This window comes from Desulfitobacterium sp. (genome assembly GCF_982384815.1).
This window is the reverse complement of record NZ_CEVWNY010000103.1, coordinates 1-11,605: the sequence shown is the minus strand read 5'-3', so window position 1 is coordinate 11,605 and position 11,605 is coordinate 1. Positions and strand designations below refer to the sequence as shown.

The window sequence follows — 11,605 nt, the reverse complement described above, 5'->3', positions numbered from 1 at the left end:
CTGATTTTTTCTTCTGAAAGGAAAAAACGTACAACCTGTGGGTGACGGGAAGTTTCAACTGCTCCTACAGCCATTACTTTTAGAGCTTGAAAAGGTCCCCAAAATAATACAATAGGAACAAGGCAGCCCGCAAAGATAATATTGAATAAGATAAAAGCAACAATCATTTTCCAACGGATTCTGCGCTTTTTTTTCATAATTTTAAGTTCACTCCATATTGTGTTCTTTTTAATTATAAAAACTTTTACTCATACTCAAAAAAACAAAGCCGCATGATTCGATTCTGCGGCTTACCCCTATCTTGCATATCCTTAGACAACATTGGACAAAAATAGTATAACAAATGCTGACTTGCGGTTCAACCTTAAAGAAATTAATTATTTCTAAACGATTTTTGGTGAAATAAGCATTAATTCGGATAGGTTTCCAATTTATAGGTTAAGTTAACTACTTTATCCAGCATATTGGCTACGCTGCAATACTTTTCCATCGAAAGTTGGATGGCCCGTAAAATTTTCTGGTCCGGAAGATTGCTTCCCCAGAATTTATAAGTTAGTTCGATATCCGTAAAAACTCGCGGATGATCAGCAGCTCGCTCGCCAACAACAGTGATTTCAAAGCGATCGTAAGTAATTTGCATCTTTTCGAGAATGACGATAATATCCATGCCGCTGCAGCCGGCTAATGACATCAGTACTAACTCCATAGGACTTGATCCGTATCCGGTTCCCCCAACGGTAACACTACTGTCAATTTGAGTACGAAGCTTCGAACTGCCTTCCCCTTCAAAGTGCATACCTTTTACATGACTTACAGTAACTTGCATTGCTAAGCCTCCTTCATTCTTTTTTTCTTATTATGCCCAGCAATCCTTTAAAAACAAATAAGCAGCAGCACTTCATAATTTTTATCAAGTATGTCACATTAACCAGCTAAAAAGTAATTGTGTCATACTGTAAAAAATGCTAAACTAACAAATGGATATAACGAATTATAGATTGAAATAAAGGAGTGCGGTAACTTTGGCAATTCGAATTGGCATTAATGGATTTGGCCGAATTGGACGGAATGTTTTTCGGGCTGCTTACGGAAGAAAAGATGTGGAAATTGTTGCAGTCAATAATCGCTCAACCGGACAGGTTTTGCCCCATCTCTTAAAATATGATTCCGTACATGGAATTTTTCCGGCAGAAGTAGAACATATCGATGGTGGATTTACTGTCGATGGAAAACTCATTAAAGTTGTTTCTCATACTGATCCTGGGGATATTCCTTGGGGAGAATTGGGTGTCGATGTAGTTATAGAATCCAGTGGCAAGTTTAATAACGGAACAGCTTGCCAAAAACACTTACAAAATGGTGCCCGTAAAGTTATAATCACTGCTCCTGCCAAAGAAGAAGATATTACCATCGTTATGGGGGTTAATGAAGAACTATATGACCCGCAAAAGCATCATATTATTTCTAATGCCTCCTGTACAACTAATTGTCTAGCTCCTGTAGCTAAAGTCCTCCACGAGAATTTCGTCATCAAACGAGGATTAATGACTACGGTCCATTCTTTTACCAATGATCAACAAATCCTGGACCAATCCCATAAAGATCTGCGCAGAGCTCGCGCTGCCAGCCTTTCCATCATCCCAACAACTACAGGTGCTGCCAAAGCTGTTGCACTCGTTCTTCCTGAATTAGAGGGAAAACTGAATGGCTTTTCCTTGAGAGTTCCTACCCCTAATGTTTCGGTAATTGATCTGGTAGCCGAAATCGAAAAAAATACTACCAAAGAAGAAGTTAACGAAGTACTACGCAGTGCCAGCAAAAATTTGAAGGGCATCTTGGAATATACCGACCTGCCTTTGGTTTCCAGCGATTACAACGGTAGTGCGGCCTCTTCAATTGTTGACGGATTATCTACCATGGTGATGGAAGATAACCTTATTAAGGTAATTTCCTGGTATGATAATGAATGGGGTTATTCATGCCGCGTTGTCGATCTTGCTGAATACATTAGTCGTTAGCTTTAGTAAGAATCAAAATAATAAAGTATTAAAAAAGAGCCTTAGGCTCTTTTTTTATTTAGTGTGTGCCGATTATTTAGCTGCTATTTCCAAGGACTCTTCCGGGGTTTTCTCTTGCTCCCGTTGGCTAATATTTGATGCAACTTCCCATTCATCTTCTTCCAAACGTAAAGGAAACACTAGGGTAATTAATGCAATACCGCCAACAGATAAAGCCGCATACTGTAGTGAAATAAGGAAAAATAATAATGGTACTTGGGACAAAGGGGTACCGATAGAGTAACCATATTTTTTAACGGTTTCCCATTCAATGCCTGGTCGCTCCCAAAGGGGTAGGCCGTAATAATCAACGGCATTCATTAACTTCCGTCCCATTGCCGCATAGGGAGATTTCGATGAGAAATAAACAAATCCTTCGTCGGTATAGATTTTAGCCAACTCGATGGTTTCACCGGTTATCGATTCTTTTGTATAGCTCCTTTCGATCCGCAGAATATCATTGGGATGAATATTAACATTTCCTTTTTCCGTAATTACTGAATACAACTCACGGTCAATGAGCTCGATATTAAGTATTTTTACATCTAATAAATTTACACCAAAAGAAATTAAAATGGTCAGGACCAAACAAAAAAGTATCACCAGACTTGTTAGTCTTTCACGACCGAGCTTAGCAATTTGTTGCATGAAGCACTGCACTTCCTTTTATCAACTATACAACTGACACACAGGCTCAATTCTACAATAAAGTATCGATTCTAACAAATCATTTATTGCTGAAATACCTGCCAAAACGTCTAAGAATTAGGATGATATCCTCTGACGATAGATTAAGGAATTGGTTTGGGCGATTGCTCGACTTAGGTTCAGGTTTGGCTCCTGTAGTCTCGGGAGGAACAACGCAGCGCACAAAAATTACTGCCAATAAGGCTAGAATAAGAAATGGTAACGCTCCACGAAGACCCGGAAAGCTTAAAACCGGTACAAAAGCAATCATGCTAGGAGTGAAGAGCTCTTTACTATAGTCTGTGGAAATATACAAAGAAATATAAAAGGGACTTTGAGGGGGAAGTTCAGTCGGAAATGTAACTGTAGGGGTACCTTCCGAAGGTGTAATGCCGGAAAATGTTCTTTGTCCGTCAATTGAAGCAGTTTGACGGGATCCCAAATATTGAAGGAGGTTCTGGAGTTCTGTTATAGGAATTTGCAGCATTTGACTCCTAGGAACATCCAAGACCGGCAGATTTTCCAAACGTAAAATATATTTTGCCAGCAATAATAAGACCTGGGAACCAATCAAAACCCATGGACCATAACAGAGTCGGCTATTAATTAAGGGCTGCAAGAAAGAGAGGGTTGGGCCGCCGGGAACACTTGTTATGCGGGTAAATACTATAAAACCAAGATTAATGGGAAGTATATTTATATTTTGTCCAGTTGCATCTGCTTGTAAGCCATCTCCGCTGATCATGTTCCTGCCCCCCTTCTTTAGCAATATATGGTATATTTTCTGATCTGTTCTGATAAATTTATAATTATTCGAATAGCCTAGGATTTGGCCGAAGTTAAGCGTTTTTTGCGTCGGTTATATAAATAGTTCATGATCCGCTCCGGTGATGTGTTTAGAATCTGAGTATCGGAGATTTGATATTCTTTTATCAGTTCAAGGGAATAATCCAGGACTCCTACCTGATCATGGTAATGAGCATCACTGCCAAGAAAGATCAGGCTTCCATATTTAGCTACCGCCTTAGTAAAAAGGCGACAATTATCCCAAGCAGCTCCTTTTTCGGGACATAAGGAACTATTGTTAATTTCCACAGGCATATTCAATTGGGCGGACTCAAAAGCGATTCTCTCTAGATCAAGATCAAACTCCGGTCGTCCGGGGTGAACCATCATATCTGTGTAAGGGTTGTGCATAGCCTTAAGGTAGGCAGTAGTGTTTTGTTGGGAACAACCGCCGGGATAACACAATAGATGAAGTCCTACTAGAACTATATCCATCATTTGCAGATACCGTATCGGGATATCCAGCTCACCTTCATAGCTGACAATATTTGCTTCTACCCCCCTAAGCAATTGAACCCCAAATAAGCTTCTCGGGATAACACTAAAATTGCCAAAGTAATAGAGATTTGGAGCCCCCGGCATACTAGGACCATGATCGGTGATACCAAGTACCTGTAGACCTTTCTGAGCAGCAGCCTGGGCATTCTCCGTAAGGGTACTATAAGCATGTCCGCTACTTATAGTATGTGTATGTAAATCTGCCAAAATCTTCATAAAACACCTCATGGTTATGTATCTACGAATATTATGTCCCGTTACTGAAGATATAAAAAAGAGGCGCAAAAATTTTTTGCACCACTTTTAAGTACACTCTACTTTGCTGCATTAGGAGCTTTTACAGTGGAATCTACATTAAAGAAGAAACTTGCTTCAGTAGCTTGAGTAATACCACCCTCAGCATTGGGTTTTACTCTCAAAGTGATTTTATGTTGTCCGGCTGTAGCACTTTTACCGGCTGCATCTCCCAAGGCTCTAATTTCACGAAAAGCAACTCTTGCTGTAGCTCCGGGATCTAGTGAAGGAAGGGTTCCCATTTTATTGACCTTTTGCGTATCATCACCTACAAGGGCAACTTCCAGCTCTACAGGGATATTGGTCATTTTTCCATTGGTTGTATTTTGAATTGTCGCAATAAGATCAAATTTGCTGGCGTTGATAATTTGGCTAGACTTAATGGTTACAGTTCCATAAGTAAGATCTTGAGTAAAGGAGCTAGGTTCTACAGCTACTCCGAGCATCTTAACCTCAGGTAACGTTCCATTTGTGCTTGCTTGGGTAGTTTTCCAAAGGGTTACTCCGGCAATACCAAGGAGACAAATTAGTAATGCACTTAGGGTTAAAGTAAAGTATTTGCGATTGAGCGCAATAATTTTGGCCATTTAAGGCACCTCCATTCCCATTCTTCTCTAACAAAAAATATGCATGTCCGGAGGAAGACATGCATACTTTTTTAAAAAATTAATAATTAATTTTTTCTTTCTCTTTCCTGATACTGGCGATGGCGAATATCCTGTTCCACATTCATTCTAAAAATGCGGCAGGATTGGATTAACCTTGAGGTTGTTCGGGATCCTAAATATTCCTCCATCTCTTCTAATGAAAGATTAGAAGTAATAACTGTAGGTAATTGTTCATTTAGTCGATAGTTAATAATTGAATACAGGCGGTTGCGGGTCCAGTCTGTATAGTTATGGGCACCTAAATCATCGAGAATAAGGATAGGTATTTCCCGTGCCGTATCGAGGAGATCTAATTCATTCTCATCGGTTTTATAGGTAGCCCGCAGCTGGTCAAGGAGATCAGGGACAATAAGAAAAAGGACTTGCCGTTCCTGTTCCATTAAGGCATTAGCGATAGAAGCAGCAAGAAAGGTTTTACCAGCCCCCACCGGACCAATAAGAAGAAGCCCTAAGCCATGATAATCCTCTAGACAGCAACCCACAAATTCCTTGGCCGCATTTAGCGCTTTCAGAGCACCCTCAAGATATGATTTATCTTGAGGATAACTGCGACTAAGATAGTAGTCTTTATTAAAGGAATCGAATCGGCAACCTAATAACCCGCGGGCCATCCGAGCGTGACGAAAAAGATTCTCCATACGCTTTTGCTGCATACATGAACAAGGACGTGCCGATTCCCCATCGAATATTATCCCACGATCTTCGCAAAGAGGACATTTAACTGAAGGTTTAAGGGGACCCTTTTGCACTCCTATTCCCTCATTGGTTGTCTTAAGCTCATCAAGAAAATTATTCTGCATAATATCCTTTAGTGATTTCATTTCAGTATCTTCTCCCCTCTCTAAACTCCGGTCAAGAAAAGCTCAGTTATCGACAAACCTTTAGAGGTAAAAATTCTCATATTTATCAGGGGGGACTCTGCGATTTGGCTGCTGAGGTGAAGTCTTTTTAAGACGTGACTTCTCATGTCTTGATTGAAAGTAGGCGTCATCGGCATCAACTTCTTGGAGAGTACGCAACCCCTTTTTTTCCCATTCTCTTAAGATAGAGTCAATATAACGGAAGTTGCGAATTCCCGCCATAACCCCACGTTTAAAGGCACCGAGAATTAGTTCTTCCGAAAAATTCGCGGCAACCCATGTATCAATAACCTCACATTCAATAGAGGTTAAGGGACGCCCTAACTCTTGTTCAAAAGTTCGAATGATCTGTCCTAATGTAGTAGCAGATTTCTCCTGGCTCAGCTTGGTAGGATCCTTTTGCTGATTATGCAGGTTTTGTTCTGCCTCATAATGCTTAACCTTTTCAATAGCCCAGCGTTCTGCCAGTTCATCGATAAGTCCTACTAAGCTATAGCTTGAGTAAGTATTTTGTTCTACGGGATTCCAGCATTTTTCAATAGACAAATAATTACGCATCATGAGATGAGCAATCATTTCCTCAATCCTTGTTTCATCTAAATTCATGCGTTGGGCAAGAACTTGGTTGGAGGGATATGGATTAGTTTCCATTTCGCTAATGATCTGAATAATAAGTAAGGCCTCAATATGACTGATCTCAAGCTCAGAATAGTGGTTTAAAAAATACTTGGGTACCCCTACGGTACCAGAAAACAAAAGAGCTTGTACAAAGCTCCCATAAAGATTTGATCTGGACATTATAATTCACTCCTCTAAAGGACTATTATAACTTATTTTCACTGAATTGCAGAGTAAAACAAGATTAGATTTGAAATAGTAATATAAAAAGCGAAACTAACCGAAATTTCGGTGTTAATAATTACCAAATAACATAAGGGATTGAAGGACTCCTTTTCCTCTTTGGCGTATATCTTAGTTAGAACAAAAAAGGGGGTCAGTTTTCTATGAGGCAAAGAGAAGAAATTATTCAGATAATTAATCAAGCAGGTGCCCATCCGGCATGGGGCGTAAAACATTGCACCCGTGTCTATCATCTTGCTAAAGAATTATCTCAGCAATTAGACCTTGATGATGAAATACTCTATTTTTCCGCAATGTTGCATGATGTAGGAAGATATCCTACTTATGCTTTAACTAATGTGGATCATTGTCTACGCTCTAAGGGAGTTGCTGCCAATGTTTTACAACGAATGGCCTTCCCCAGCAATAAGATACCGATTGCCTTGGAAGCCATCGAGTATCACATGTATTATTCCGAACCGGGTAAAAGTGATGAAGCGGTGTATTTGCGTGATTCCGATATCCTCGATAACTTAGGCAATATTGGCCTGGTACGATTGTTAAGTTTAGTTGGCCAAGATGAGCTCATTCGTACCCCTGAAGATGCTATAGAACGAGCACGGACTTTTGCCGAAGCATTACCTAACAAAGTATATACAAAAGCCGGTAAGCGATTAGCGGTAAAACGGCGGGAGGAAATCTTAAGATTTCTAGCGGGAATAAAGAAGCAAACCTTGGAATTTGCCGTTATTTAAGCTTATTTTTTCTTATGATTCTCCAGGGAATCCAGCCAACGATTGATAGTATCAATAATGTTCAGAACGTAATCTAAATTATTAGTCCGTTTACCGCTATCAAGAAGAACTTTTAAACGATGGCGTAGGCGCTGCATTGATCTATTAACTTGGACTTGGGTAACTTTAGCCTGGCCCGATTTGGAACGGGCTAAAGGAGGAAGTAGAGGCAGTATGGCAGGCATCTTAAGTTCAAGAGGTTGAACTTCGCTGTTCTGTTTACTAGCTTCTTCAATCACTTTCAGCCAAGGCTGGGCAGGAGGATAAGGAACTATTTCCGTACCTCTTATTTCCAACACTTCACCTAGTTGAGGAATCCAAGGAATTTTTGCAAAGGTTTCCTGGATTTTTTGAGCAAAAACCTTTTGTGCCTCAGGCTCCCCATGAACTAAAATAATGTTTTCCGCATGCTCCCCAAGACAAGACAACCATTCAAGAAGTTGGGTCTGATCCGCATGAGCTGACAAGCCTTCCATTTGCCGGATACGGGCGCGTACAGCAACCTTTTCACCATGGATAGTAACTTCCTTAGCACCTTCAATAATTCTACGCCCAAGGGTTCCTTGAGCTTGGTACCCCACAAATAAAACAGTTGAATTCTCACGCCACAAATTATATTTAAGGTGATATTTAATACGGCCTGCATCAGCCATCCCACTGGCAGCAATAATTATCGCGCCACCATCAATCTTGTTGATAGCCATAGAATCCTCAGCTGTTTGGCTGTAATGCACATTGGGCATTAACAAAGGGTGGTCTCCCTGTTTAATCATGTCAAGGGTTTCTTCGTCGAAATTGTGAGGATTTTCTTGGAAGATCTTAGTAGCCGCAATAGCCAATGGACTATCTACATAGATGGGCATAACAGGTATTTCCTTAAGAGTCTGGAGCTTTCTGATATAAAACAAAAGATCCTGCGTTCGCTCAATGGCAAAGGCCGGAATAATCAGGTTGCCGCCGGTTTGATGGGCTTCACGGATAATTTTTGCCAATTCTCCAAGGCGATTGTCCTTATTTTCGTGTTGGCGGTTTCCATAAGTAGTTTCTACTACAACAATGTCCCCTCCGCAGATAATGCTGGGGTCTTCAATAAAAGGTTGATTGAAATTACCAATGTCTCCTGAGAAGACAATTGTTTTATGAAGGTCACCTTCTTTGATGCTAATCTTGACAAATGCCGAACCTAAGATATGCCCGGCATCATAAAAGGTAAAACTAATATTTGGAGAAAGCTCAGTGGTTTGACTATAGCCCACTGGATTAAAAAATGGTAAAGAATTAAGGGCGTCCTGGACAGTATAGATGGGAGTTAGTAATTCCCGGCGCATACGGGCAAGCTTGAGGTTTTTACGTTCAACCTCCGTTTCCTGAATATGTCCGCTATCGGGAAGCATCACAGAACATAGTTTAACTGTTTCGGGGGTAGCATAAATTCTCCCCTGAAAACCATTCTTGATGAGCTTAGGGATCAGTCCCGAATGATCTGTGTGGGCATGAGTTAGAATTAAGGCATCGATCTCAGCCGGATTATAAGGAAAATCCCCATAATTTAACTCTTTTATGGCTTTGGAACCTTGAAACAATCCACAATCTATCAGTAACCTGAATCCTTTGGATTCAATAAGATAGGATGACCCGGTTACTACTTGAGCCGCACCAAAAAAACTAATTTTCATGCAATCCTCCAGAAAGTTATTTAATCGAGTCTAACGAGCTTTAACTTTACTGCCTTTAAGGCTGCTTGTGTACGATCGTAAACTTCTAGCTTTCGGAATATACTAGATAAATGGTTTTTTACGGTCTTTTCACTAATATATAAGGCTTGTCCAATCTCTCGGTTGGATGAGCCTTTTACAACATAGGCCAAAATCTGCAATTCTCTTTCACTTAATCGATAGGTATCTTTGCTTTGATGTGGATTGGCAATTTGACCAAGAATTTTACCGGTTACTGCCGGGGATAGGATCGGTTGACCAGCATAAACCTTGCGAATGGAATCAACTAAAGTTTTAGGATCGACATCTTTCAATAGATAGCCGGCAACCCCTAATTGAAGAACTTGAAAAACCTTTCCATCTGAATCATCTACAGTAAGAACAAGAATTCCAATATTTTCACGTTCGCGGCGAATTACTTGACAAGCCTCTAATCCATTGACCCCCGGCATATTTAAATCCATTAGCAATATATCAAATTCTAAATTGCGCGAAACATTAATAGCCCCTTGTCCATCCCCAACTTCACATACTACTTCAATGCCCTCTTCAAATTCGAGAATTCGCCTTAAACCTTCGCGGAGAAGAGGGTGATCATCGGCGATAACAACTCTAATCATTCCCATCCTCCTCTCAATCGGTTGGAATTAGTAATTTGATCATTGTGCCTTTCTTAGGGGTTGATTGCAATATCATTTTGCCATTAAACATTTCAATTCTCTCTTTCATACCTATCAATCCGAAATGATCACCGGGGTCAGTAAACACTTCCTCCGCATCAAACCCTATCCCGCGGTCGGTAATTTTAACTGTAATATTCTTCTCCTCATAGCCGATTATGACCCGGGCCCAGTCACTCTGGGCATGTTTGGCAATATTCGTCATAGCTTCCTGCAGGGAACGAAATAAGGCAACCTCTACAGCCGGCAATAAACGTCTTTCTTGACCATTAATCTTAAAGTCGCAGGTAATTTTATATGTTTCCTGAAAATTAAGCAGATACTTTTCTAAGGCAGAAATAAATCCATGCTGATCTAAGGCTATCGGTCTTAAATCGAAAATAATCCGTCGAATATCTTGTAAATTAGAACGAACCAGACCTTTTAGATCGGTAATTTCTGCCCGCACTCGCTCGGGGTTGAGTGCGAGCAGTTTTTCGGCTATTTCTAATCTTAAAACAATATTGGCTAGATTTTGAGCAGGGCCATCATGAATTTCTCGGGCAATTCGCCGCCTTTCTTCATCTTGAGCACGAATTATTCTTAAGGCAATTTCTTGTTTGTGTTCAGGATTATTGTTTTGAGATAGCTCAGTAATCCCCCCATGAAGAAGATTGATGGCCAAAGTAACCTGGTTTAATAAATTTTCGGCTCTTTCAATGGTGCTTTCCATTTGTCTTAAGGAGCGTTCAATCTCATCGCGACGGTTTCGCAATTGGATTTCTTTGGATTGGGCTAATTGAAGTTGCACTTGAGCCTCTGTCGCCTGTTTGTAGGTATCCATCATCTCTTTTTCGGAGTGACTGCGAAAATCTCGGCTAACTTCCATGAGACGTAGACGGAGACGTCGCTCGATTCGTTGATATTTGTCTACTGCTTCTATCGTTTTAGAAATTTCCGCTTTAAGTTGAGCAAGCTCTTGAGTAAGCCTTATGGTTTCAGTACGGGTAGTTTCGGCAATGCAAAATATTTCTTCTTTGCCGGATTCAATTGCTTGGAGGGTATTATTCATAATGATACCCAATCTGTCAGCCACTCTAGTCCCTCTTTTCAGCTATTCGAATGTTTTAATTTCACGGCGCAGATGTTAGTATTCGACATTGCTATAACAATCTCCTACTATTTTAAGTAAAAGGATGTTGAAAGATTCGTTTTAGCGTTTAAAGCGGCGAATTTCTCGTTCTAATCGGCGGGGATATGCCAGATCTTCTTTGTAACAAGTGAAGATACGAAAGCCCTTCTCTTGCATTTTCAAGATCATTTCATTAATTTCTTTTTCGGCTCCTTCTGTGGATTCCTCGGGAAAAATATAAACCAACAGCTTATCGATCTTGGCAAGAAAGTGCTGTCCTTCAATTCTATAATTCCATTGGATGTTTTCACCCGGATAAAAATGTTTAAGGCTTTGGGCTAGCCACTTCCCCTCTAAGGGGACTTGCTGTGGGCTTGCAATTGGTTGGGGAGCTGCTATAAGTTCCCCGCACTCTTCAGTATGGGCGCTCTTCTTTTTTGGGGTATTAAAACGGAAGGGGTCTCGAGGGGGTGGAAATGCGCACGTGGCTTTGGCCATTGCCGGGATAGAATCAAACTCCGAAGAACTAACGCTAATGGGACCTGGAATCAAAGC

Annotated in this window: 12 protein-coding genes and 2 pseudogenes; 2 read left to right on the top strand and 12 right to left on the bottom strand. The window is 40.6% G+C overall.

Annotated elements, in window-relative coordinates; all coding sequences use genetic code 11:
* Positions 1 to 200, bottom strand: a pseudogene (locus AC1U9U_RS13145) (phosphodiester glycosidase family protein); the annotation flags it as partial.
* Between the two features lie 209 nt (positions 201 to 409).
* Positions 410 to 826, bottom strand: a complete 417-nt coding sequence (locus AC1U9U_RS13140) for an OsmC family protein (RefSeq protein ID WP_479961004.1) — start codon at positions 824 to 826, stop codon at positions 410 to 412.
* Positions 827 to 1,022: 196 nt separating this feature from the next.
* Between AC1U9U_RS13140 and gap the strand changes: the two genes are divergently transcribed.
* Entirely contained in the window at positions 1,023 to 2,018 is a 996-nt protein-coding gene (gap, locus tag AC1U9U_RS13135; protein WP_479961003.1) for a type I glyceraldehyde-3-phosphate dehydrogenase, read from the top strand.
* A gap of 72 nt (positions 2,019 to 2,090) precedes the next feature.
* On the opposite strand, the gene AC1U9U_RS13130 is transcribed toward gap, so the two are convergent.
* From AC1U9U_RS13130 to AC1U9U_RS13105, 6 genes are all read right to left on the bottom strand, one after another.
* Complete coding sequence (locus AC1U9U_RS13130; RefSeq protein ID WP_479961002.1) at positions 2,091 to 2,705, bottom strand: hypothetical protein; 615 nt, start codon at positions 2,703 to 2,705, stop codon at positions 2,091 to 2,093.
* A 79-nt stretch (positions 2,706 to 2,784) separates the two neighbouring features.
* On the bottom strand, positions 2,785 to 3,489 hold the full coding sequence (locus AC1U9U_RS13125) for a hypothetical protein (RefSeq protein ID WP_479961001.1): 705 nt from the start codon (positions 3,487 to 3,489) through the stop codon (positions 2,785 to 2,787).
* A 77-nt stretch (positions 3,490 to 3,566) separates the two neighbouring features.
* On the bottom strand, positions 3,567 to 4,304 hold the full coding sequence (locus AC1U9U_RS13120; RefSeq protein ID WP_479961000.1) for a phosphatase: 738 nt from the start codon (positions 4,302 to 4,304) through the stop codon (positions 3,567 to 3,569).
* A gap of 98 nt (positions 4,305 to 4,402) precedes the next feature.
* Positions 4,403 to 4,969, bottom strand: a complete 567-nt coding sequence (locus tag AC1U9U_RS13115) for a hypothetical protein (protein ID WP_479960999.1) — start codon at positions 4,967 to 4,969, stop codon at positions 4,403 to 4,405.
* Between the two features lie 86 nt (positions 4,970 to 5,055).
* Positions 5,056 to 5,871, bottom strand: a complete 816-nt coding sequence (locus AC1U9U_RS13110) for an ATP-binding protein (protein WP_479960998.1) — start codon at positions 5,869 to 5,871, stop codon at positions 5,056 to 5,058.
* 60 nt (positions 5,872 to 5,931) lie between these two features.
* Positions 5,932 to 6,708 (bottom strand): DnaD domain-containing protein, encoded by a 777-nt coding sequence (locus AC1U9U_RS13105; RefSeq protein WP_479960997.1) that lies wholly within the window; start codon positions 6,706 to 6,708, stop codon positions 5,932 to 5,934.
* Between the two features lie 206 nt (positions 6,709 to 6,914).
* On the opposite strand from AC1U9U_RS13105, the gene AC1U9U_RS13100 reads away from it, so the two are divergent.
* Positions 6,915 to 7,505 (top strand): HD domain-containing protein, encoded by a 591-nt coding sequence (locus AC1U9U_RS13100; protein ID WP_479960996.1) that lies wholly within the window; start codon positions 6,915 to 6,917, stop codon positions 7,503 to 7,505.
* 2 nt (positions 7,506 to 7,507) lie between these two features.
* Here AC1U9U_RS13100 and AC1U9U_RS13095 read toward each other — a convergent pair whose 3' ends face one another.
* The 4 genes and pseudogenes from AC1U9U_RS13095 to AC1U9U_RS13080 all read right to left on the bottom strand — a co-directional run.
* Positions 7,508 to 9,220: an MBL fold metallo-hydrolase RNA specificity domain-containing protein gene (locus AC1U9U_RS13095; protein WP_479960995.1), complete on the bottom strand. Its 1,713-nt coding sequence runs from the start codon at positions 9,218 to 9,220 to the stop codon at positions 7,508 to 7,510.
* 20 nt (positions 9,221 to 9,240) lie between these two features.
* Complete coding sequence (locus AC1U9U_RS13090; RefSeq protein WP_479960994.1) at positions 9,241 to 9,879, bottom strand: response regulator; 639 nt, start codon at positions 9,877 to 9,879, stop codon at positions 9,241 to 9,243.
* 13 nt (positions 9,880 to 9,892) lie between these two features.
* The gene (locus AC1U9U_RS13085) at positions 9,893 to 11,014 is read right to left on the bottom strand and encodes a sensor histidine kinase (RefSeq protein ID WP_479960993.1); all 1,122 of its coding nucleotides are present in this window, start codon (positions 11,012 to 11,014) and stop codon (positions 9,893 to 9,895) included.
* Between the two features lie 117 nt (positions 11,015 to 11,131).
* Positions 11,132 to 11,605, bottom strand: a pseudogene (locus AC1U9U_RS13080) (hypothetical protein); the annotation flags it as partial.